The organism is Micromonospora sp. NPDC000668, from assembly GCF_042897975.1.
Classification (GTDB): domain Bacteria; phylum Actinomycetota; class Actinomycetes; order Mycobacteriales; family Micromonosporaceae; genus Micromonospora.
This window is the reverse complement of the sequence record NZ_JBIAYP010000002.1, coordinates 91782-114618: the sequence shown is the minus strand read 5'-3', so window position 1 is coordinate 114618 and position 22837 is coordinate 91782. Positions and strand designations below refer to the sequence as shown.

Here is a 22837-nt window from a genome sequence, read left to right as displayed (position 1 = left end):
ACCGGGCTGCTCTGATGGGCGGTCATGGGGGATGAGCAGGTGCACCGCACCATCGAGACGGTGTGGCGGATCGAGGCCGGGCGGGTGATCGCCGCCCTGGCCGGACTGGTGCGCGACGTCGGCTGGGCCGAGGAGTTGGCGCAGGACGCCCTGGTCGCAGCCCTGGAACAGTGGCCACGCGACGGCGTACCGGCCAACCCGGGCGCCTGGCTGACCACAGTCGGCAAGCGGCGGGCGATCGACGCGCTACGCCGCCGGAGCCTGCTGGAACGCCGGGTCGCCGAGCTCGGGCACGACCTCGGCGACGAGCAGTTCACCCCGGACTTCGACGCCGCCTTCGAGGAACGGATCGACGACGACCTGCTGCGCCTGGTCTTCACCGCCTGCCACCCGGTGCTGTCGCCGCAGGCGCGGGCGGCGCTGACCCTGCGGATGCTCGGCGGCCTGAAGACCGAGGAGATCGCCCGGGCGTTCCTGGTGCCCGAGACGACCGTCGCGCAGCGGATCACCCGGGCCAAAAAAGCCCTGGCCGACGCGAAGGTGCCGTTCGAGGTGCCCGGCGTCGCGGAGCGCGGCGAACGGCTTGCCTCCGTGCTGGAGGTGATCTACCTGATCTTCAACGAGGGCTACTCGGCGACCGCCGGCGACAACTGGATGCGCCCGGCCCTCTGCGCGGACGCGCTGCGCCTGGCCCGGGTCCTCCAGGGACTGATGCCCGACGAACCGGAGGTGCACGGGCTCGCCGCGCTGCTGGAGATCCAGGCGTCGCGCACTGCGGCCCGGGTCGACCCCACCGGCGAGCCGGTCCTGCTCATGGAGCAGGACCGGGGACGCTGGGACATGATGCTGATCCGCCGGGGCCTGGCCGCGCTGGACCGGGCCCGCGCCGCCGACGGACCGCCCGGCCCGTTCACCCTCCAGGCGGAGATCGCGGCCTGCCACGCGCGGGCGCGTACCCCGCAGGAGACGGACTGGGCGCGGATCGCGGCCGGCTACGCGGAGCTGGCCCGGGTCGTGCCGTCGCCGGTCGTGGAGCTGAACCGGGCCGTCGCGGTCTCCTTCGCCGACGGCCCGGCCGCCGGCCTGGACCTGGCCCGGGCGCTGGCCGACGAGCCGGCGCTGGCCGGCTACCACCTGCTGCCCAGCGTGCTCGGGGACCTGTTGGCGAAGCTGGGCCGCTACGACGAGGCGCGGTTTGAGTTCGCCCGGGCCGCTCAGCTCACCAGCAACGAACGCGAGCGTGCGTTGCTGCTCGTCCGCGCCGCTGACTGCGCCCGGGGCGTCGCGCCGACCCGCTGAAAAATCGCCGGAAGAAATGTCAGCCGCCATGTCGTATCCCGACCGAACCGCTCGACGCGTCAGTGGAAGCCGGCTCGCACCGGCGCACGAGACCGGCCACCGGCCGGTCGGGACAGATGAGGAGATCGGCATGACGACGACGGCAAACGCGATGGGCGCAGGGTCCGCGGTGGCGGGCGTCGGCTCCCGGCGTACGACGACAAGGGCGCTGCTGGCCGGCGGGGCCGCCGCCGGTCCGCTGTTCGGGGTGGTGGCCGCGGCCCAGGTGCTCACCCGCGACGGGTTCGACCTGAGCCGGCAACCGCTGAGCCTGCTCGCCCTCGGCGACCTGGGCTGGATCCAGATCACCAACTTCGTGGTGACCGGACTGCTCGCCCTGGCCGGCGCGGTCGGGCTACGGCGGACGCTGCGCGGCGAGCCCGCCGGAACGTGGGGGCCGGCGCTGGTTGCCGTGCACGGTGTCGGGCTGATCATCGGCGGGGTGCTGGTCTCCGACCCGAGCATGGGTTGGCCGACCGGCGCGCCGGAGGGTGCGCCGGAGACGCTGAGCTGGCACGCCGTCGGCCACGGCGTCGGCGCTGCGCTGGCCTTCGGATCGCTGACCATCGCCTGCCTGGTCTTCGGCCGCGGCTGGTGGCGGGCCGGGCAGCGCGGCTGGGCGGCGTTCTCCCTCGGCTGCGCGTTGCCCGTCGTCGTGGTGCTGGCCTGGCCCGACCAGGACACCGTCAGCGTCCGGATGGCGCTCGCCTGCGCCGTCATCTTCGCCTGGCTGACCGCGCTCTGCGGCCGGCAGCTCGCCCGCTGACCGTCGTTTCATCGATCACGAGAGGACCGAACCGATGCGCTACATGCTGATGCACAAGCTCAACGAGAACCTGCCGGGGGCGTTCGACCCGAGCCCGGAGTTCATCGCCCGGATGGAGGCCTTCATGAAGGAGGTGGCACAGTCCGGGATACTGCTCGCCGCCGAAGGGCTGTGCGAGACCTCCAAGGGCGCCACCCGGATCACCGTGACCGGCGGCAAGACCACCGTCACCGACGGGCCGTTCACGGAGACCAAGGAGCTGATCGCCGGATTCGCGCTGGTGGACGTGCGCTCCCAGGAGGAGGCGGTGCAGTGGGGGCGGCGGTTCGCCGACGTCTTCGCCGAGACGATCGGCGAGGTCGAGGTGGACATTCGCCGGGTCTACGAGGCGCCGGAGGCCGGCCATACGACCTGATCCGGCCACGCCGTGCCGCCGCCGTGCCGCCCGTGCGGCTCGGCGGCGGCTTTGCCCGGCTCGGCGCGCGACAGTGTCGGACGGTCGTGATACCTCTGCGGTTTATCGATACTCCAGAGTCATCACGCTCGGGCGGCACCTCCGCCCGGAAGGGAGCCCGGGATGCCCGGCTACGTGCAGCTCGGCGAGGTCAACACGTTCTACGAGCGCGATGGCGCGGGGGAGCCGCTGGTGCTGCTGCACCCCGGCTTCGCCGACTCCCGGGCCCTCGGGCAGAACGTGCCGGGGCTGGCGAAACGGTTCACCGTCTACCGACCGGACCGGCGCGGGCACGGTCGTACCCCCGATGTGGGCGGCCCGATCAGCTACCAACTGATGGCCGAGGACACCATCGCGTTCCTGGAAAAGGTGGTCGGCGGGCCGGCGCACCTGGTCGGGCACAGCGACGGCACCCCGGTCGCGCTGCTGGTGGCGCTGCGCCGCCCCGACCTGGTCCGCCGGCTGGTGCTCGCCGCCGGGGTGTTCCACCACGACGGCTGGATCGACGGCGCCGTCGACCTCGACGAGGAGACCGTCGCGTTCTTCGTGCGGTACCACGGCGAGGTGTCACCGGACGGGCCGCAGCACTTCCCGATCGTCAAGGCCAAGCTGGACCGGATGCACCACGAGGAGCCGACGGTGACCGTCGCCGACCTGGCCGGCTACCCCGGCCCGGCGCTGGTGATGGTCGCCGACGACGACGAGGTCCGCGTCGAGCACACCCTGGCGCTGCGCGACGGGCTGCCGCGGTCGCAGCTCGCCGTGGTGCCGGGCACCAGCCACGGCCTGCTCGCCGACAAGCCCGACCTGTGCAACCGCCTCATCATCGACTTCCTCACCGAGCCGCTCGAATCGGCGGCCAACCCGGATGGCGCGGCCGGCAACGACCACGGGTAGGGTGACGTCCGTCAGCCACGAGAGGAGGTGAGCCCGGTGAACACCCACTGTCACGTCTGGGCGCTCCACTCGGCCGTCCCCCTCAGCTGACCATTCGCGTCGGGGAGCGCCCTCCTTATCGGAGGACCAATGTCTATCTCCCCGTTCCGCATCGACGTATCCGATGCGGTCCTCGACGACCTGCGGGCACGACTGGCCCGTACCCGCTTCACCGAACGCAGCGGCAAGCAGCCGTGGCAGGGCGGCGTCGACCCCGACTACCTGCGGGACCTGGTGTCCTACTGGCGCGACGGGTTCGACTGGCGGGCCCGCGAGGCTGAACTCAACGCCTACCCACACCACCTGGCCCTCGTCGGCGGCCGGAAGCTGCACTTCCTGCACGTCCGCGCGGCCCGTCCGGCCGGTACGCCCGCGCCGTTGCCCCTGATCCTCAGCCACGGCTGGCCCAGCAGCTTCGTCGAGATGCTGCCCCTGGTCGACCGGCTGACCGACCCCGCCCGGTACGGCGGCGACCCCGCTGACGCGTTCGACGTAGTGGTGCCCTCGCTGCCCGGCTTCGGCTTCTCGGAGGTGCCTGACGAGCCGGTGACCCGGGCCGTCCTCGCTCGGACGCTGCACGAGTTGATGACCGACGTGCTCGGCTACGAGCGTTACGGCGCCTTCGGCGGCGACGTCGGCGGGGTGGTCACCGGCTGGCTGGGTGCCCTGTACCCGGAACAGGTCGCCGGCATCCACATGATCCACCCACCGTTCCCGGCCAGCTTCGACGCCCGTCCGCTCTCCCCGGCCGAGCAGGCGTACCTGGACGCCGAAGCCGCGTACGACGAGACCGACGGCGGCTACAGCGCCATCATGGGCACCCGGCCGGACACCCTCGCGGCGGCGCTCGCCGACTCACCGGCCGGGCTGGCCGCCTGGCTCGTCGACAAGTACCGGGACTGGAGCGACAACCACGGTGACCTGGCGAACAGCTTCGACCGGGACACCCTGCTCACCATCATCACGCTGTACTGGGCCACCGACACGATCGGCTCCTCGTTCCGGCAGTACTTCGACTTCGACCACAACACCCCACGGCCCGACATCACCGTGCCCGCCGCCTTCACGGTGAGCACCGAACCCTCGCAGGCCAACCTCCCCAGAGAGATCGCCGAGCGGGCCTGCACCGACATCCGGCACTGGAGCGAACCGGGCCGGGGCGGGCACTTCATGCCGCTGGAGGAGCCGGACCTGCTCGCCGGTGAGATGAGGCAGTTCTTCACCTCGCTGCGCCCGTACTGACCGGCAGGGGAGCCGGGCCGGCCGGCGCCCTGGCTGACTAGCGCCCGGCGTGGCCGGCGGCTGTTTCGGTTGTCACCGGAACAGCCGCCGGCACCCGGGCTACGCGCCGAGCGACGCCTTGGCGGCGTCGATGGCGTCGAGCAACTCCTCCTGGTACTCGAAGCCCTCCTCGACGACGGCCATGTTCACTCCGCATTCGCGCTGCCGCGCCCGCAGCAGCGTCTCCTCCACCGGAGCCACCGGGAAGGCCAGCGGGTCGAGGCCGGGAGCCCCGGCCACGTCGTCGTCGACCAGGAGCCACTTGTTGTGCTCGTCGTAGCCGACCACCCCGGCGGCGATTCCCCTGGCCCACTGGTCGAAGAGCCCGGCCAGGCTGGTGGCGGCACGGACGGACTCCCAGGCGTCTTCCGAGATCACGTAACGCCAGATCTCACCCTCGTGCTCGCCCGCGAGGACGAACGTGTAGAGGAGGAAATCGAAGTGGAACAGGGGCAGTTGCTGCCGCCAGGGGAACGGCGTGCCGATCGACAGCCCCAGATAGTCCAGCGCGTCCCCGCCCTCCGGCCATGGCATCCGCCATCCGGCATTGGGCAGCAACCGCCGGTCGGGCCATCGCTGCGACTGCAACCAGGTCAGCTGCTCCGCCACGTGATCCACCCCGAAGATCCGGTAGACCACGTCCGGCGGCTGCCCGGCCGGCGACTCGCCCTGGTCGGGCCAGTCGAGGCCGGCAGCCGTCGCCGCGACGCGGTACTCCCGCACCGCGTCGCCCAGCACACGCATGTCGTCGAGCATCAGGAAGCTCCTCGGCTACGGGGGCCACGGGGGTCATGCAGAGGGTGTGCCGCTGATGGTTGATTGGCTAAGCGATCCTATGTGTTACTTTCTCGGTCATGTCGTTGCTGCGTCTGGGTCCGGCTGCGGAGTACATCGGTGTGCATCCTGTGACTTTGCGTCGGTGGGCGGATGAGGGTCGTGTGGCGGTGACGTGGGTGGGTCGGGAACGTCGGTTCGACTCTGCGTTGCTGGACGTGTTCGTGGGTCGTGGTGAGGCGGAACGGCCGCGGCGTGAGGCGTTGTATGTGCGGGTGTCGGGTACGACGGGTCAGGAGTCGTCGCTGGTGGCCCAGGAGGCGGAGCTGAGGGCTACGGCTGCCGGCGAGGTGGTGGCGATGTTCAGGGACAGGGCGTCTGGGCTGCGGGAGAACCGGCCGGGTCTGACGCGGCTGTTGAAGGCAGCGGCGGCGGGCGAGTTCACGGTGGTGAGAGTGACCCACAGCGACCGTCTGGCCCGGTTCGGCACCGCCTGGTTGAGCGCTCTGCTTGCCCGTGACGGGGTGAGCGTCGAGGTGCTGTATTCGAAGGGTTCGGCCGGTGGGATCGAGGAACTGTTAGACGACTTTATGTCCCTGGTGGCAACGTTCGCTGGCCGGATGTACGGGATTCGGTCGCGTGAGGCCAAGCGCCGGCTGCTGGCAGCCGCGGGTGAGGGCGTGGGGTAGTGGCTGGCTCCTGGCTGACGTCGACCGCGACGTGCACGGCGTACCGGGCGGTGTGCGGCGGTACGCCCGACGCGCCGGGTGTGCGGGTGCCGGTGGCGGGGCGGGTGTTTGCCGAGCGGGTGGGGTGGCTGGCGGACCTGGTGCGGGGCATGGCCGATCAGGTGATCGCCGCGCATTGGTCGGATGCGGATCTTGCGTTGCTTGCGGCTGGGGTCGGCGTTGATGGGCGGCGTCTGCCGGCCAGTGGGTGGATGGCGTTGCGCCGGCTCGGCTGGGGTGCGGTGGCGGCGGCGGGTGTGGTGGTGTCGGACCGGGTTCGTCGCATCGCCGAGGAGGAAGCCGCCCGGGCTCTGCGTCTGGGATGTCACCGTCACGCGGTCGTTGCCGCGCTGCTGGCGACGTGGCCGGCCGATCCATTCGCCCGGACCGATGGCGAATGGTCGGCGTTGCGGGCGGCGCTACCCGAAGGATGCGATACCGCGACGATCCGCAACCGCACCCGGCAGATCGCCGGATACCTTGGCGTGCATGGGCGGCTGCCCGCGGACGTGTGTGAGTTGGAGGGTCCGCCGGTTGTGGCGCGGCAGGTGAGCCTGGCCGCGGCCGACCGGCAACAGGTCGTCGTCGACCGGGTCGACGACCGCATGGTGCGGGTGTGCTCGCAGCTTCCGACATGTGCGGGGCCGGTCTCGTACCGTGACTGGGTGTGGCATGCCTTCGACGTGGTGCTGCCGGTGATCGTGCCCGCCGGGGTGAAGGTGTGTACTCCGACGGTGCGGCCCCGCGATGGCAGAGTTCGTGTCGACCTGCCGTGGCGGGCCCCGCACACGCCGCCGCCGGTAGACGGGCACACGCGGGGGCTGGGTGTCGACTGGGGGGTGAACACCCTGCTGACCGCCACCGTGGCCGACCTCGAGGGCGGCTCCGTCGTCGTGGACGGGCGTCCGTTGCGGTTCGACGCGACCGGCGTGTCGGCGAAACTGGTGCGACTACGCCGCCACCGCGAACGCCTGCGCACCAAAGCCGACCACCTGACTCGGCTGCGGGACGGCCGGCCCGCCGACGCCCCCGCCGACTCGGCCCTGGCTGGCAAGCTTGCCTGCTTGGAGGCTGAACATGCGGCGGTGTGCGCCCGGATCCGGCACCTCAACCACGCGGTTGCCTGGTCGGCGGCGCGGTGGCTCGTCGACCACGCGACCGCGGCCGGCGCCACCGTCGTCTACGTCGAGAACCTCGCCACCCTCGAGGCCGGTGGCCGGTCACGCAGCCTCAACCGGCGACTGTCCGGTGCGGTACGCGGAGCCGTGTTCACCGCCGTCGCCCACCTCGCCGCGAAAGCCGGTATCGCCGTCGTGACTGTGCCGGCGCGTGGTACGTCGTCGGGCTGTCCCCGCTGCGGCGCTGCGGTCACGCATGTCAAGGCACCGGACCGGTGCGTGGCCGGGTACCGGTGGGCCACCTGCTCGTGTGGCCTGTCACTGGACCGCGACCACGCCGCCGCGCAACGCATCGCCGCCCGAGGCCTGGCCAACCAGACCAAAACCCGCCGCGACCGTAGCGGCCAGGCCGCGATCCGCACAGCCACCGACACACCCGTGCGGCGCCGGGCGCGTCGACCAACCCCAGCCGTGACAACCAGGCCGGTGCGGAACCGACGCAAAACAGCACCCACCCCGAAGCAGACCCGACCTGCAACTGCGAAAACCTCACGCCTGCTGCCCTCGCGACGGCAGGTTCCCGCCCCGACAGAACCCCCACCGGGAACTGGCGGCAAGCGTCCGGCGGGACGGACACCCCAGGAGACCAACCCGCCAGGGCCGGTCCGCCAGGTGCCGCACACGGCTTCCACCACCACCGCCCCGCGACACCCACACCGGGTCCGCAGGGCAACCCTCGGCCGCGGCTTCCACCGCCACGTACACGCCACCCCCATCACCAACCGGGACGGCGGTACCGGCACGATGTCCGCCTCGCTGAGGATCACATAGGAAACCAGAGACGCTCCGCTCGCACACCAGGCGATCGGCGCCATCGGGCCCGGCACCAGCAGGCGGGCCTGCGCGGCGTCCACCGAGGAGATCACCGGTCCGCGGCCGGACGGGGCCACCGCGAAGAGCATGTCGGTGATGTTGTCCGCGCAGTCGAGCAGTTTCTCGCCCGACGGCGGCAGGAAGGCGTCGAGACAGCTGCTGTTCGCCGCCCGGTAGCAGCCGAGGAAGATCTGCGTGCTGCCGGCGGGCACCGGCACCGTGGCGCGTGAGCTGGCCGCGATGTAGAAGTCACCACCGGCGCCGGCGCACTGCGACGTTTCGCTGGCGGTCGTCTGCGTGGTCGCCGCCGACACCTCGTCCACATGGATCATCGTGGTGAAGTCACCGGCGAGCTGCCGTGCCACCGTGCCGTCGGCGCGCAGCGCCTCGACCCGGAACGCGTACGGCGTGAACTCCTCGAGCGGCTCGATCGGGAGCTTAATGACGCTGTCCGCCGTGCACGGGTTGGCCACTTGGCCGTTGCCGTCCACGCAGAGCTGCTCCAGCGCGAACTGGTCGTAGATCTCGCCGTCCAGGTAGGCGCGGTAGCTCGCCTCGTTGGCGGGCTGCGGGTGCCAGCTGGCCGTGGCGCCCCCCATCCGGGTCCAGGATCAGACCGGCGTCAACGTCCGGCGGCGGCGGCAACGCGTCCGTCGTGAAGGACGTCGTGGCGGGCGTCGCCGACCGATTGCCGGCCAGGTCGATGGCGACCACGGAGACGGTGTGGTTGCTCAACGGTTGCAGCCCCGTGATCGAGTACGAGCGGGTACCGATGGTGGTCCGCTGCGTCGTGCCGCCGTCGACGGTTACCTCGTATCCCGCGAGGCCGTCGTTGTCGGTCGCCGCGCCCCAGCTCACCTTGGCGCTGGTCGCCGTGATCGTGCCGACCGCTAGGTTCGGGACGTTGCTCGGCGGGATCAGGTCCACCACGGTGATGTCGCGCAGAATCTTCGCGTACCGGCCGGGTTCACGCTCGGCGCGGGAGCAGACCTGGACCGGGCCCAGGTGCGGCGGGCGCATGCTGGTGGTCCACGAGGCGGACCAGTTCGTGACGCCGGGCGGCGGCGGACCGAAGGTGAAGCTGGACGAGGTCGTGTCCTCGATTGAGACGTCCACCATCGTGGCCTGCTTGTGCAGGTAGCCGTTGATGGCGATCTTGCCATTCGCGTCGACCGCGACCTCCGACCCGGCTATCGGTTCCTTCGAGCCGGATGGAGGCGTGGTTGATGTCCTCCGGTACGGACGGGTCGGTGCAGGCCGGAAGTTGCTCCTCGGTCACCGCCTCGGTAGCCGCCTGGGCAGCCGGCGGGCTGATCAGGGTGATCGGTAGGACGAGCGCGACGGCGAGTGCCGTCGCGCGCAAGGACCTACTGAAATATCGAGTACGTCTGTTGTCGGCCATGCCGCTCGTCCCCGTGATTGATCAATGACGGGGCACAGTCTGTCATCATGATCTATATTTAGAACACCCTATTTTTAGTCCACGCTCGCGAGGGGAACGCCCGCATTACCGCGATAGCCCCGGCGTCCAGGCAGGCGCCGGTGAGCGTCTTTCAACCGCGGCGCGAGGCCGGCAACGTGCGACTGGTCGCCTGCCGCGCTGCCGTGGAAGCGGGCGCCGCAGTTCTTCGCCTCGCTGCGCCCGTAGTGACCACTGGCGGAGCCGGGTCGTTCGGGTGTCACGCCGAGGTGCGTGGTCTCGTCATGGGCGTATGAGAACAATCGTGCGAACCGCCGCCGCCCTGCTCGGGCTGGCCGGCGTGGTCGTCGGGGTGTGGGCGATGCTCGCCCCGGCCTCGTTCAGCACCTGGGCCGACTTCCCGCCGCACCGGCACTTCGTGCACGACATCGGTGCCTTCCAGCTCGGCATCGGCGTGACCCTGCTGCTCGCCACCATCTGGGCCGACGCGCTCACTGTGGCCTTCGCCGGCTACATGGTCGGCGGGACCGCTCACACGGTGGTGCACGTCGCCGACCGCAATCTCGGCGGCACCACCGGGCAGACCCTCGCGATCGGCGGTGCCGTGGTGGTAGCCGGCGCGGCGTTCGCGTACCGGTGGCGCGAGCGGGGTTGGGTGCTCGGCGTGGTTTCACCGACCGGTGTGCCGGCGTTGGCACTGTTCGGCCCGCAGAAGACGGTCGTACTGACTACGTACCGCCGGGACGGCCGACCGGTCGGGACGCCGGTGAGCATCGCGGTGGCCGGCGGCCGGGCGTACGTGCGCAGCTTCGAACGGGCCTGGAAGACCCGGCGGATCGGCAACAACCCGATGGTCACGGTGGCGGCGTCTACCGCGCGCGGCGTGCCGACCGGCTCGGCCGTCCAGGCCACCGCCCAGCGGCTGGAAGGCGCGGAGTACGACATGGCTGCCCGCACGCTGCGCCGCAAGTACCCGCTGCTGCACGGCGTGCTCGTGCCGCTGCTGCACCGCCTCGGGCGGCGCAGGACCGGCCGGACGGTGCACTTCGCGATCGTCCCCGCGAGCGACCGGGCCGAGCTGTCCGAGGTCGGTAGCCCTCGCGGGTAGCCAATTCTCTCCTTTCGGGAACAAAGGGAAGCATCGATCCCACCCGCGTTCCCTGTCACGCACGTGAGCGGTTGTACCGCGTGTGACCGTGACCTCACGCCCCACCACCTTGGAGCCGCACTGGCGGATCGCCTGGGCCGAGCGCGAGAACCGGCGGCGGCGACACGCGTACCGCAGCGCCGCCGACGCCTGGCTCCGACGCAAGGATCACCTGACCCGGCTGCGGATCGAGGCCGTCGGGTTCCTCGGGTCTACGCAGCCGCGTACCGGCCTGCCGGTGGACCTCGCCGACGACGAACTCGTCTTCCGGGTACTTCCCAACGCGGAGCTGGTCGAGGCCGAGGCACGGCACGTCGTCGGACTGCCGACGCCGGGGCCCCTCACCTGCGCCGACACACCCGGCGACGACCTGCCGGCGGGCCTGCGGGCCCTTGACGCCGGCATGGCCGTCGTGACCAACCACCGGGTGGCCTTCGCCGGGCGTGACCACCGGCGCGAGTGGAGGTACGCGGACCTGTCGGCCCCCGCGCACCACCCCGACGTCCCCCTCACCCTGCTGCACACCACCGACCGCGGCCCGCTCGCCGGGCTGCTGGTGCCAGCCAGCGCAGCGGTGAACGCCCGCTTCTACATGGCCCTCGCCATTGCTGCGTTTGCCGGAGAACGCGCCGCCGTCGCCACACAACTCGACGCCCTGCTGGACGCCCACCAGGGCGCGCGACCGACGCCGCCGCCGCTTGTCGAGCCGGACGAGGCCCCGCTGACAGCGCTGCGCCCCGATCGCCGGGCGCTCGCCGTCGCCGCCGTCGGGGTCGTGGTGTTCTCGACATTGGGCCCGGGCGCTCTCGGGCCAGAGCGGGCCGACCCTGTGCAGCGGACGGAAGCGGCCGTCATTGTCGCCACGGACGCTCCGGCGGACGGCGACGCTGTCGTCCCCGTCCTCCCCATCGGACCGGTGGCACCGGAGCGGAGTAGGACCGGGCCGGTTGGCCGTGCGACGCGGGCCCCCACCACAGGCGCCACGCCGCACGGGCCGTCGACGACCGGCACGCCCGTCCCGCTGGCGGTTTCGGCGTCGCCTTCGGCGCCGTCCACCGCTTCGGCCCCGTCCGCCAGCTCGGTGCCGACGCCCGGCCCAGTTCCGACCACGGACCCGCCCCCGGCTGGCCGACCGGCTCTGCCCACCGCATCGGCCACGCCCACCGCGCCGGCCCCGACTACTGCCGCGCCGTCGCCGGACCCCGCCCTGATCACGCTCTGCCTGGATCCCCTACAGCTACCACTGGTGGACCGGCTGCTCTGCCCGCCAACCGAGCCGTGAACCCTTCCTGACTCAGCCCGTCGCGCCGAAGTCGGGGATGGTGATGGTGCCGTCCTCGGCGAGGGGGAAGCCGGGGTTCCAGGCGATCTCCCACACGTGACCGTCGGGGTCGGTGAAGTAGCCGGCGTAGCCGCCGTAGAACGTCTCCCGAGCCGGTTTGGTCACCTCGGCACCGGCGGCCACCGCCGCCGCGAACACCTCGTCGACCTCAGCCCGAGAGCGGACGTTCTGCGCCAGGGTCATCCCGCCGAAGCCGCCGTCACCCGGATCGGCGACGCCCGCGTCTTCGGCCAGCTTGTCCCGCCCCCACAGCACCAACGCCGACCCACCGGCCTGAAGGAAGACCGTCTCCTCGACCTCCTGGCCGTGCCAGCCGAGTTGTTCGTAGAACGCCTTTGCGCGCGCCACGTCTGTGACTCCGAGGGTGATCAGGCTGATTCGCTGTTCCATGTCGGTAGATCCAATCACTCCGGGGCGTGGCAGACGGCTTCGATGTTGTTGCCGTCCGGGTCGCGGACGAACGCCGCGAAGTAGGTCGGGTGGTACTCCGGCCATACGCGGGGTGCGTGCAGGACCTCTGCGCCGGCCTTGATGGCGGCAGCGTGGAACGCCTCGACCGTGGCGCGGTCGTCGGCGGTGAAAGCCAGGTGCAGCTCGCGGGCCTCGCCGCGGGTTTCGGTCGGGCCCAGCCAGAAGTCGGGCCGGTCCCGGCCGTAACCGACGACGTTCGGGAACTCCAGCAGCCGGCGGCCGCCGAGCGGGGCGAGCACGGCGTCGTAGAAGGCGGCGCTGCTCGGCACGTCGCGGACCTGGACTGACAGGTGGTCGATCATCGCGGGCTCCTCCAAGCGTCTCCGGGCGAGGCTGACGCCACGCTAGCGGCGGGGTACGACGCGTGGTCCGTGTTCGCAGCGGCTCGCCACCGGATCGAACGCGACCTGCACGACGGGGCGCAGGCCCGGCTCGTCGCGCTGCGGATGAGCATCGGCCTGGCCGAGCAGCTCCTGGCCGACGACCCGGCGGCGGCGCAGCGGCTGCTGACCGAGGCGCAGGAGGCCAGCGGCCACGCCCTCGCCGAGCTGCGCCACCTCGTCCGCGGCATCTACCCGCCGGTGCTCGCCGAACGCGGCCTGGACGGAGGCGGTGCAAGCCCTCGCCCTGGCCGTGCCGTTGCCCGTGGACGTCGACGTGCGGCTGCCCGGGAGCCCGCCGGCGGCGGTCGAATCCGCCGCCTACTTCGCCGGAGGTGTTGACCAACGTCAGCAAACACAGTGGCGCTCGCTGCGCGTGGGTTCGGCTGTCCTTTGACAACGGCCTGCTGCGCATGGTGGTCGGCGACGACGGTCGCGGCGGCGCGACCTTCGACGCAGGGACCGGTCTGGCGGGTGTGCGACGCCGTCTGGCAGCCTTCGATGGCACGATGACCGTGACGAGCCCGCCGGGCGGACCCACCGTCGTGACCATGGAGCTGCCGTGCGAGTTGTCATCGCGGAAGACCTCGCCCTCCTCCGGGACGGGCTGACGCGCATCCTCGACGCGTACGGACATCAGGTCGTCGAGGCCGTCGCCGACGGGCCGTCCGTGCTGCCGGCGCTCACCCGGCACCGTCCCGACGTCGCGGTCCTCGACGTACGCCTGCCGCCGACCTTCACCGATGAGGGCCTGCAGGCGGCGCTCGAGGCCCGGACGCGGCTTCCCGGGCTGCCGATCCTCGTGCTGTCCCAGCACGTCGAGCAGTTGTACGCCCGGGAACTGCTCGCCGACCGGGCTGGGGGAGTGGGCTACCTGCTCAAGGACCGGGTGTCGAACGTCGGCCAGTTCATCGACGCGGTGCGCCGGGTGGCCGACGGTGGCATGGTGATGGATCCCGAGGTGGTCTCGCAGTTGCTGGCCCGCAACACCGGCGCGCAGCGGCTGGGGGAACTCACCGCCCGGGAGCGGGAGGTGCTGGGGCTGATGGCCGAGGGGCGGTCGAACGCGGCGATCGCCGGGCGGCTCTCCGTCACCGAGAAGGCGGTCAGCAAGCACATCGACAACATCTTCAGCAAGCTGGGGATGCCGCCGTCGGATGACGACAACCGGCGGGTGCTCGCGGTGCTCGCGCACCTCAACGGCTGAAAAGCACGCGGTCGACACTCCCAAGCGTCCGAAAAGGATTGCCAAGCGACGGTACGCTGCACAACGGTAGCGCAGGGTGACGGCCGGGTGCCACGGGCGCTGCGGCCACCAGACGTCGGTTGTGCCGAACACATGGGGGGAAACCATGTTCGAGCGGCTGGGCAGATTCGTGGTGGGCAGGGCGTGGTGGGTGATCGCCGGGTGGGTGCTCGCGGCAGCCGCCATCATCCTCACCACACCATCGCTGAGCGACATCACCTCCGCCGATCAGGAAAGCTTCCTGCCCCGCTCGTACGAGTCCGTGCAGGCCACCGAGCTCGGGCAGAAGGCGTTTCCGCAGCAGGCCACCGCGACGGCGATCATCGTGGTCAAGCGCGCCGACGGGCAGAAGCTCACGCCGGCGGACGAGGCGAAGGTGGGCCAGCTCGCCCAGGCGCTCAAGGCCAAGAACATCCCGCACACGTCCGGCTACCTGACCGGACCGCCTGCGGTGGCGCCGGACAAGTCGGTGCAGATCGTCAACGTCGGGCTCGATGCCCCCACCCCCGACGACCCGGCGCTGCTGGACGCCGTACGCGATCTGCGCGCGGACATCGGCCCGGAGTTGGCGAACAGTGGGCTGACCGCGGGCGTGGCCGGCGACGTGGCGAGCTTCGTCGACAACGAGGACACCTTCAACAATGCCTTCGCCGTGGTCGGCGTCGCGACGATCATCCTGATCATCGGACTGATCCTGATCATCTTCCGCAGCCCCATCGCCGCGCTGCTGCCCGTGGTGGTCGTCGGCGTCGTTCTGAGCATCACGACGGGTCTCGTCGCCGCCGCGGGCAAGGCATTCGATCTCAGTGTCAGTCAGGATCTGCAGACGATCCTGCTGATCGTGTTGTTCGGCATCGGCACCGACTACATCCTGTTTCTGCTCTTCCGCTACCGGGAGCGGTTGCGCGCCGGTGACGACAAGCGCACCGCGATGATCGTCTCCGTCCAGCGGGTCGGTGAGGTCATCACGTCGGCCGCCGGAGCGGTCATCGTCGCGTTCCTCGTGCTGCTCCTCGCCTCTCTGGGCTTCTTCGGCTCGCTCGGCCCGGCGCTCGCGATCGCGGTCGGCGTCATGCTGGTCACCTCGCTCACTCTCGTCCCGGCGGTGGTCTCGCTGCTCGGCCGGTACGTCTTCTGGCCGTCGAAGGCGTGGCAGCGTGCGCCCAAGGCCACCATCTCGCACCGGCTCGGCACCGCCGTCGGGCGCCGGCCGGCACTCGTCGCGGCGGCCTCTGGCGTCCTCCTGGTCGCGCTCGCCGCAGGCGTACTGGGCTACAAGGCCGACTACGACTTCAGCGCCGGCTTCCCGCAGGACACCGAGTCGGCGAAGGCCGCGCAGGACCTGCAGCGCGGGTTCGCCGCCGGTGCGCTCGCCCCTACCGAGGTCTACCTGACCACCAGTAACGGGTCGCCGTTGACCGAGCAGCAGGTCAACGACTTCGCGGCGGCCGTAGCGAAAGCCCCGGGTGTGGGCCAGGCGCAGCCCCCGGAGCGCAGCACCGACCCGAGTGTGGCCCGGGTCAACCTGCTGCTCAACGAGAACCCGGTCTCCAACGAGGCGATCACCCTCGTCCGCGAGGACCTGCGCGGTGCCGTGCACGCGGCGGCCCCGCCCGGCACCCGGGCGTTGGTCGGCGGGACCACCGCGATCTTCGCGGACATCAATTCGGCGAACAACCGCGACCTGTCGGTGATCCTGCCGGTCGCGGCCGGCCTGATCGCGCTCATCCTCGCGCTGCTGCTGCGCAGTCTGGTCGCGCCGATCTACCTCGTGATCGCGGTGCTGCTCAACTTCGCCGCCACGCTGGGTGCCACGGTCTACCTCTTCCAAGGGCTGCAGGGCGAGCCCGGTGTCACCTTCCAGCTGCCGATCATCCTCTACCTCTTCGTGGTGGCGATCGGGACGGACTACAACATCCTGATGATCGCCCGACTACGCGAGGAGGCGCGGGAGGGCAACGAGCCACACGAGGCTGCCGCCATCGGCGTGGAACACGCGGGCCCGACCGTCGCGGCGGCAGGGCTGATCCTGGCCGGGACGTTTGCGGTGCTGCTGCTTGCGCCGATCTCGTTCCTGCAGCAGATGGGCTTCGCGGTGGCGATCGGCATCGTGCTGTCGGCGTTCGTCATGTCGATGTTCTTCGTTCCGGCGCTGACCGCGCTGATCGGGCACAAGGCGTGGTGGCCGGGCCACGGCGACGAGCGGCCGGCCGGCGGGCCGCACGCCCCGCCCGAGCCGGCGACCGTGGCGAAGGGGTAACGCGGGTCGTCAAAGCGGCGGGCGGCGGCATCCCGACTCCGGCGAGGCGGCCGGCCGGCGTGTTCACCGCCGTCAGGTGTACCGGCGACCGGAAGGGGTATCCCCGCCCAACTGCTGCTCGTGGCGTGCTGGCTCGGAAGCCGGGGGCCGGACGCCCTAGCCGGCCTTCACCCCGGACCCGACGGGGTGGCCGCACTACGATGCCACCGGCCCGCCGACCGTGCCCAGTGCCGATGGAGGAACCGTGACCGGGCTGCGCACCGACCTGTACGAGCTGCGGATGGCGGCCAGCTACCTGCGCCGGGACATGGTGGAGCGCGCGACGTTCAGCCTGTTCGTCCGCCGCCTGCCGCCGCAGCGTGGCTTCCTGGTGGCCGCCGGGCTGGCCGAGGCGCTGGCGTACCTGGAAGGCTTCGCGTTCGACGAGGGCGAACTCGGCTACCTGCGCGACACCGTCGGGCTCGACGAAGCGACGCTGGCGGCGCTCGCGGGGCTGCGGTTCACCGGTGATGTCTGGGCCGTGCCGGAGGGCCGCGTGGTGTTCGCCGACGAACCGCTGCTGGAGGTCACCGCGCCGATCGCCGAGGCGCAGCTGGTGGAGACCGGCGTGCTGAACCTGATCACCTTCCACACCACGGTCACCAGCAAGGCCGCCCGATGCCGCCTCGCGGCCGGCGACGCGCAGCTGGTCGACTTCGCGTTCCGCCGCACGCACGGCATCGAGGCCGGCGCGGGCGTCGCGCGGGCGTCCGCGATTGCCGGCTTCGCCGCGACCAGCGACGTCGAGGCCGCTCGACGGTACGGACTGCCGCCGTCCGGGACCATGGCCCACTCGTACGTCGAGGCGTTCCCGGACGAGCGCGCCGCGTTCCGCGCGTTCGCGACCGACTTCCCGACGAGCCCGGTGTTCCTCGTCGACACCTACGACACGCCCGCCGGAGTGCGAGCCGCGGTCGAGGTCATCGCGGAGCTGGGACTGACCGGTCCGATGGGCGTGCGGCTCGACTCCGGAGATCTCGCCGCGCTGGCCGTGCAGGCCCGCGCGATCCTCGACGACGCCGGGCTGACTCAGGCCCAGATCGTGGCTAGCGGCAGCCTCGACGAGGATGTCATCGCGGCGCTCGTCGCCGCGGGCGCACCGATCGACGCGTACGGCGTCGGCACCCGCATGGGCGTCTCGTTCGACGCGCCGTCCCTGGACAGCGCCTACAAGGTGGTGGCCGTCGGCGACCGGACGGTGCTCAAGCTGTCGCCGGGCAAGGCCACCCTGCCCGGTCCCAAGCAGGTCTTCCGCGATCCCACTGGCGCCAACGGCGACGTGGTGGGGCTGCGCGACGAACCGCCAGCGGGCGACCGCGAGCCGCTGCTCGTGCCGGTCATGCGCGGCGGCCGTCGCCTGGCCGTCGCCGACCCGGCCGGTGAGGTACGCGCCGCGCGCGGCCGGGTCGACGCGGACCTCGCCTGGCTACCGGAGCCGGCGCGTCGGCTGGTGGACCCGGCGCCGCTCACCGCCGCCGTCAGCCCGGCCCTCGCCGCGCTGCACGAGCGGGTGGCCGCGCAGGTGGCGCGGGGCGGGACCTACTGACAGCCGGGCCGGCCGGACGCGTCGGGGCGGCGGTCATCGCGGCGGGCCGCTCACGCTATGGCCCTCTGTGCCTGTGGCAACTCCGGGCTGGCGCGTCGGCGCCAGCCCGGAGCAGCGTTCGCGCTACTTCAAGGCCAGCACGGCCAGGTAGCCGAGGTGGTCCGATGCCCACCGGCCGTCGGGGGTTTGCCGCTTGGTGCCGAAGATGAGGCTCGAGACGGGAACGACCGCCCCCCGGAACAGGACCATGTCGATGCGGTGTTCGACGGCGTCGGCGGGTTGGTTCAGGTCGTCGCCCAGACCCGCGGTGTAGCCGGGTTCACCCGGATGCAGGATCTGCCACGTGTCCCGCATCCCGCCGGCCACCAGCGCCGCGTAGGCGAGCCGGTTCTCGGCGACGGGCAGGTCGGGGCCCGTGTTGAGGTCCCCGGCGAGGATGACGTCACCCGGTGCCGTGGCGAGGGGGCCGCCCAGCAGTTCGCGAGCCTGCAGCACCCGGACACCGGCGTGGAAGGCCTCCAGGTGGGTGTTCACGAACCGGAACGGGCGTTGCCCGTGCACCACGTCCACCGCGGTCCAACCGCGGGTGCTGGTCACGGTCCCGTTCGTTGCCGCGAGCGTGAAGGTGAGGTTGTTGGTGAAGGTGCCGGACGAGGAGTCGGTCACCTTCATCCGGCCGCCGTGGCGCACCAGGATCACGTCGCGCATCGTGAGCCGGACGTCGAGGAAGTGCGGCGCGCCCGCCGGCGCCTCCAGATCGGCCTCGGCCTGTACGACCGCGACGTCGTACGCGTGACCTGAGCGGCTCAGCTCGCCCATGAGCAGTGCCAGGTAGTCGTACCGGATTTCGGTGGCTGGTGCGGGGTCACCGAACGTGCCGGTGCGCCACAGGGCGACCTCCTGCAGTCCGACCAGGTCCGGCTTGTTCTCGGTGATCTCCCGGGCGAGCAGCTTCGCCCGGGCGGGAAAGTCGACCAGGTCGACGTGGCCTAACAGCGCGGAGTTCGCGGCCAGGAACGCCCCTGGTGTCGGCGCGCCGATGGATGGCGTCAGATCGCCGCCCAGATAGAGGTTCCGGGTCATCACGGTGACCTTGGATTTTCCTTCGGCGTGGACGGGTGCGCCGAAAATGCCGAGGCTGACCAGGGCGATGGCGGCTGCGAGGGTGACTCTCGCCGTTCGCCAGGAGGTGGTGGGTGTGGGGAGCATCCTCTTCGATCCTCTCTCCCGGCGACTACGCCGGCGTCGGACGTGAGATCGATCCGGTGGTGCGGATGGGGACGCGTGAGGCGGCGTCGCGACCTGTCGGCGGGGCGCGGCCCGAGGCGGTGCGTGCACCGTATCGCCGCGAGGCGGTCGGGGACAGCCGTGGATATCGGCGGTTCGGCCCCACCGGCCAACCGGTACGGGTACTCGACGGTATCCACGGAACCAGCCGAACCGGTCGACGGCTACGACGTGTCCCGCGCCGCCGCGCGCGGTTGTACCGGGTGGACGCGGAACCCCTTCGCGATGAGAGGCGACCCGGTGGCGACGGACGGGACGGCGGTGGGCTGGCGGGCCCGGTGGGTTAACCGAGAGAACGAGCGGCGGCGCACGGCGTACGAGACCGCCGTCGAGGCGTGGCGACGACGCGACATGGAGCTACGGGAGTTCTGCGCGCGGGCGGAGGAGCCGGAGCCGCGGGCGGAGACGCCGGTGGGGTTGCCGGTGGCCCTCGACCACGACGAGGTCGTGGCCACCGTGCAGTCCGGCGCGGAACTCCTCGAGGTGACGGCTCGGCACACCGCCGGCCTGCCCGCACCGGAGCTGGCCGCCGTTCCCCTCGAGGACTCGGTCCGGGTACGCGGGTTGACGAAGGGCGTCGCGGTGGTCGACGCTGGCATGGCGGTGGTCACCGACCGGCGGCTGATCCTCATCGGGCGCCTCGGGGTCCGGGAGTGGCCGTACCGGCAGCTGACCGGGGTGGCACACCACCCGGCGGAGCCGTTCACCCTGCTGCACGAGCACGGGCCGGGCAGGATCCGGGGAGTACGGGTACCGCCGACGGCGGCGTCCGCCTTCCGGCTGCGACTCACCGTCGCCTACGCCGAGGCCGTCGGGGAGCGGGACGCGCTCCTGGACCGGCTCGACGAGGCGGTGGTGGCGCACTGGCGTACCCGGCCGGCGGCCCCGACACCGGCCACGCCCGCCGAGGCCCCGGCCGCCGCCCGCCTCGCCCGTCCGGCGCTGGTCGCCGCCGTCGCGGTCCTGGTCGCCCTGGCGGGTGTCGCGGGCGCGGTCCGCTGGTCCGCGACGGACCGCCCGGTGGTCGGAATGGACTTCGACGGCCGCCCCGGCGCGACCTCGGCCGACCCGGATGACCCCTCGCCGTCCACCGCCGTCGGCGCGCCGCTCAGCTCCACCGCTCCCACCGCTGGTCCGCAGCGCGACGCCACCACCGCGCCCGGCACGTCCGGCCCCGCTACGGCGCCGGGGCCCGGTTCCGGGCCGGTCACCTCGCCTGGACCGGGCCCGACCGATGGTGCCTCACCGACCAGACCCTCCGGGTGGCCGTCGGCCAGCAGCACCGGTGGCGGCAGCCCGAGCCCGTCCACCGGCTCGCCGAGCCCGACCCCGGTGGACCTCTGTGGCGCACCGGAGAATCCGTACGGCTACAACTACTGCGGCGGCTCCTACATCAACGACCCGGCCGCGGACGTCTGCGACTGGTTCGACTGCGTGCCCACCTTCTGGAACGGCAAGGGCTACGTGGTGCAGTGCGACGACGGCCTGGTCAGCATGACCGGCGTGCCAGGCGGGCCGTGCGCCGACCACGGCGGCACTCGACGCCCCGTGTACGCCTGACCCGTCCATGCCCTCACCCTGTCGGCGTCCCAGTAGACGTGCCGCCAGCCCCGTTCGGCGTACTTCCACGCGGTTCGCCACGGTAGGCCGGTGACGACGAGGGCGAGCGGGCTGGCCGCGACGTCCGGGTCGGCGGTGGCGTCGGCCAGCGCCGGGCGGTGGTCCCCGGCCGCGAGTGCCTCCAGGCCGAACACCTGCGGCGCGAAGTGGTACAGCCCGGCGTCGAGCCCGGCCACCTCGCTGGCCACCGCGTACATCTCGAGGGGGTGGAGATTGCCGGCCGAGGGGGCGGCGCGGAACCAGAGGTTGTCTTCGGCGGTTCGGGTGACGGCGGCTGAGTAGAACAGCAGGCGGGCGAGGAGTTCGCCGTCGATGGTCGGGTCGCTCGGCGGCGCTCGTCCATTCGATGAGATCCCCGTCCTGCCAGGTGGCCAGATCTGGAGGTTTTTCGCCCATGACTGGGCGGACACAGGCGGACTGCGAGCAACAGGAACGGACTGAATAACACTCCACCGGACTGACGTCAAGGCTCCTTGGCCGATCCGGGCGAAATTGGGGTTGACTCGACGGTGTTCCCGGGGCGTACTGGATACACGTTCCCGCACTGCCGGCTGGCGCGGTCGGCCAGAAAGAGGCGGGCAGGCACTCCCAGAGTCGGGTTGCCTGCTCTTGTTCGCGCCGACGGTGCTGGGACCGTCGAGAGAGGGAGGCCCCACATGAAGGATCGTTCGTCGGCGAGTTGAGCCGCCGCACCACCATGGCGCTTGTCGAGCGCTGCCGGTGGCGAGAGTCCTGACCCCTTGTGGCTCGGCTTGGCCGTCCGCCCCCGTGTCCGCCTGTTGACCGCAGCCTGCTGTGCCGGTTGTGGCGACGCCTGCTGCCCTGGTGCCTGCCCCTGCCCCTGCCCCTGCCCCTGCCCCTGCCCCTGTCCCTGCCCCTGCGCATGGCGGGAGGGGTTCCGTCCGGACGGGCGTCAGCCGGCAGTGTCGCGTCTGCCCAATCCCTGATCCGAGCGGGCTGGACTGCACCCCATGTCGCCAGCACCTTGAACATCATTCAACTGGAGCACGAACATGGCATCAACCAACATCAATTACACGAAGTCGACTGCCAGGTCGGTCCGCCTCGGTACGACGACGGTAGTCAAGATTGCGCACGTGCTGCCTCACCATGGGAGGTGGGCCGTTGGCGACAACTGAACAGCGATCCCGCGACGTCGCCGCCGATCAGCGGTCGGGGCGGGAGCGGCTGGAGAACCGCGTCCAGGTGCTGATCATGTTGTTGATCGGCGGCGCTGCCGGCGCTGCCTCTTCCGGCACGTGCATGACGTCGCGGCGGCACACGGCCAGCCGGGCTGGCTCGCCTGGGCCGACGCGGTCGTGCTGGAGTTGGCCTCGATCGCTGCCGGTCTGGAGCTGCGCCGCCACCGGCGCCTTGGTACCAGCGTCGCCTTCCCGGCGACCGTCCTGACAGTGGCGGTGTTCCTGTCCCTCGCCGCCCAGGTGGTGGAGGCGGAAGCGTCGGCGATCGGCTGGATCGCCGCCGCGCTGCCGGCGCTCGGCTTCCTGACGATGGTGAAGATCGCCCTCGGCCGCGCCGACCCCGCCCCACCCGACCGCACCGCCCGCCCCACGCGGGTCGCCCCAGGACCGCCGCTGGTCGCGGACGCCGCGGTCCCGGACACCCGCGAGCCGGTCCCCGCACCGCTACTGCCGGTCCCCGCGAGCACTGAAGCGGTCCGGGACTGCATCGCCGCGGTCCCGGACCCGGCGGTCCCGGACCCGGCGGTCCCGGACCCGGCGGTCCCGGACCCGGCGGTCCCGGACCCGGCGGTCCCGGACCGACGGGCCGAGGACACGCCGGTCCGGGAC

Annotated in this window: 21 protein-coding genes and 1 pseudogene; 16 read left to right on the top strand and 6 right to left on the bottom strand. The window is 71.7% G+C overall.

Annotated features, from left to right (window positions below; translation table 11 throughout):
* Positions 1-24: 24 nt before the first annotated feature.
* From ACFY29_RS09935 to ACFY29_RS09915, 5 genes are all read left to right on the top strand, one after another.
* Positions 25-1299 (top strand): RNA polymerase sigma factor, encoded by a 1275-nt coding sequence (locus tag ACFY29_RS09935; RefSeq protein WP_386984892.1) that lies wholly within the window; start codon positions 25-27, stop codon positions 1297-1299.
* Between the two features lie 130 nt (positions 1300-1429).
* On the top strand, positions 1430-2104 hold the full coding sequence (locus ACFY29_RS09930; protein ID WP_386984890.1) for a DUF998 domain-containing protein: 675 nt from the start codon (positions 1430-1432) through the stop codon (positions 2102-2104).
* A 34-nt stretch (positions 2105-2138) separates the two neighbouring features.
* Positions 2139-2519, top strand: a complete 381-nt coding sequence (locus ACFY29_RS09925; RefSeq protein ID WP_386984888.1) for a YciI family protein — start codon at positions 2139-2141, stop codon at positions 2517-2519.
* A 162-nt stretch (positions 2520-2681) separates the two neighbouring features.
* A complete protein-coding gene (locus tag ACFY29_RS09920) occupies positions 2682-3455 on the top strand; it encodes an alpha/beta fold hydrolase (RefSeq protein ID WP_386984886.1) in 774 nt (257 codons plus the stop codon).
* Between the two features lie 129 nt (positions 3456-3584).
* Positions 3585-4736 carry an epoxide hydrolase family protein gene (locus tag ACFY29_RS09915; RefSeq protein ID WP_386984884.1) on the top strand — a complete coding sequence of 384 codons (1152 nt, stop codon included), beginning with the start codon at positions 3585-3587 and terminating at the stop codon, positions 4734-4736.
* Positions 4737-4835: 99 nt separating this feature from the next.
* Here the strand turns inward: ACFY29_RS09915 and ACFY29_RS09910 are convergent, their stop codons facing one another.
* Positions 4836-5531, bottom strand: coding sequence for a hypothetical protein (locus ACFY29_RS09910; protein WP_386984882.1), 696 nt, complete (start codon positions 5529-5531; stop codon positions 4836-4838).
* Between the two features lie 98 nt (positions 5532-5629).
* Between ACFY29_RS09910 and ACFY29_RS09905 the strand changes: the two genes are divergently transcribed.
* Together ACFY29_RS09905 and ACFY29_RS09900 are read left to right on the top strand one after the other, a co-directional pair.
* Positions 5630-6238, top strand: coding sequence for an IS607 family transposase (locus ACFY29_RS09905; RefSeq protein ID WP_386984880.1), 609 nt, complete (start codon positions 5630-5632; stop codon positions 6236-6238).
* Complete coding sequence (locus tag ACFY29_RS09900) at positions 6238-8226, top strand: zinc ribbon domain-containing protein (RefSeq protein ID WP_386984879.1); 1989 nt, start codon at positions 6238-6240, stop codon at positions 8224-8226. Before ACFY29_RS09905 ends, ACFY29_RS09900 begins: the two co-directional genes overlap by 1 nt.
* Positions 8227-8706: 480 nt before the next feature.
* On the opposite strand, the gene ACFY29_RS09895 is transcribed toward ACFY29_RS09900, so the two are convergent.
* The gene (locus ACFY29_RS09895; RefSeq protein WP_386984878.1) at positions 8707-9387 is read right to left on the bottom strand and encodes a fibronectin type III domain-containing protein; all 681 of its coding nucleotides are present in this window, start codon (positions 9385-9387) and stop codon (positions 8707-8709) included.
* A 605-nt stretch (positions 9388-9992) separates the two neighbouring features.
* On the opposite strand from ACFY29_RS09895, the gene ACFY29_RS09890 reads away from it, so the two are divergent.
* Both ACFY29_RS09890 and ACFY29_RS09885 read left to right on the top strand, forming a co-directional pair.
* Complete coding sequence (locus ACFY29_RS09890) at positions 9993-10796, top strand: PPOX class F420-dependent oxidoreductase (protein WP_386984876.1); 804 nt, start codon at positions 9993-9995, stop codon at positions 10794-10796.
* A gap of 88 nt (positions 10797-10884) precedes the next feature.
* Entirely contained in the window at positions 10885-12117 is a 1233-nt protein-coding gene (locus ACFY29_RS09885) for a hypothetical protein (RefSeq protein WP_386984874.1), read from the top strand.
* 12 nt (positions 12118-12129) lie between these two features.
* Here ACFY29_RS09885 and ACFY29_RS09880 read toward each other — a convergent pair whose 3' ends face one another.
* Positions 12130-12567, bottom strand: a complete 438-nt coding sequence (locus ACFY29_RS09880) for a VOC family protein (RefSeq protein ID WP_386984873.1) — start codon at positions 12565-12567, stop codon at positions 12130-12132.
* Between the two features lie 14 nt (positions 12568-12581).
* Entirely contained in the window at positions 12582-12950 is a 369-nt protein-coding gene (locus tag ACFY29_RS09875) for a VOC family protein (RefSeq protein ID WP_386984871.1), read from the bottom strand.
* 69 nt (positions 12951-13019) lie between these two features.
* On the opposite strand from ACFY29_RS09875, the gene ACFY29_RS09870 reads away from it, so the two are divergent.
* From ACFY29_RS09870 to ACFY29_RS09850, 5 genes are all read left to right on the top strand, one after another.
* Positions 13020-13370 carry a histidine kinase gene (locus tag ACFY29_RS09870; protein ID WP_386984869.1) on the top strand — a complete coding sequence of 117 codons (351 nt, stop codon included), beginning with the start codon at positions 13020-13022 and terminating at the stop codon, positions 13368-13370.
* On the top strand, positions 13364-13639 hold the full coding sequence (locus ACFY29_RS09865; protein ID WP_386984867.1) for a sensor histidine kinase: 276 nt from the start codon (positions 13364-13366) through the stop codon (positions 13637-13639). Before ACFY29_RS09870 ends, ACFY29_RS09865 begins: the two co-directional genes overlap by 7 nt.
* Positions 13591-14235, top strand: coding sequence for a response regulator (locus ACFY29_RS09860; protein ID WP_386984865.1), 645 nt, complete (start codon positions 13591-13593; stop codon positions 14233-14235). Before ACFY29_RS09865 ends, ACFY29_RS09860 begins: the two co-directional genes overlap by 49 nt.
* A gap of 145 nt (positions 14236-14380) precedes the next feature.
* Entirely contained in the window at positions 14381-16534 is a 2154-nt protein-coding gene (locus ACFY29_RS09855) for an MMPL family transporter (RefSeq protein ID WP_386984863.1), read from the top strand.
* Positions 16535-16778: 244 nt separating this feature from the next.
* Positions 16779-18119 carry a nicotinate phosphoribosyltransferase gene (locus tag ACFY29_RS09850; protein ID WP_386984862.1) on the top strand — a complete coding sequence of 447 codons (1341 nt, stop codon included), beginning with the start codon at positions 16779-16781 and terminating at the stop codon, positions 18117-18119.
* A gap of 123 nt (positions 18120-18242) precedes the next feature.
* Here ACFY29_RS09850 and ACFY29_RS09845 read toward each other — a convergent pair whose 3' ends face one another.
* Entirely contained in the window at positions 18243-19328 is a 1086-nt protein-coding gene (locus ACFY29_RS09845) for an endonuclease/exonuclease/phosphatase family protein (RefSeq protein WP_386984860.1), read from the bottom strand.
* Positions 19329-19631: 303 nt separating this feature from the next.
* On the opposite strand from ACFY29_RS09845, the gene ACFY29_RS09840 reads away from it, so the two are divergent.
* A complete protein-coding gene (locus ACFY29_RS09840; protein ID WP_386984858.1) occupies positions 19632-20966 on the top strand; it encodes a hypothetical protein in 1335 nt (444 codons plus the stop codon).
* On the opposite strand, the gene ACFY29_RS09835 is transcribed toward ACFY29_RS09840, so the two are convergent.
* Complete coding sequence (locus ACFY29_RS09835) at positions 20867-21436, bottom strand: SagB/ThcOx family dehydrogenase (RefSeq protein ID WP_386984856.1); 570 nt, start codon at positions 21434-21436, stop codon at positions 20867-20869. The two genes, ACFY29_RS09840 and ACFY29_RS09835, sit on opposite strands and share 100 nt — an antisense overlap.
* A gap of 805 nt (positions 21437-22241) precedes the next feature.
* Between ACFY29_RS09835 and ACFY29_RS09830 the strand changes: the two are divergent.
* Positions 22242-22837, top strand: a pseudogene (locus tag ACFY29_RS09830) (DUF2637 domain-containing protein); the annotation flags it as partial.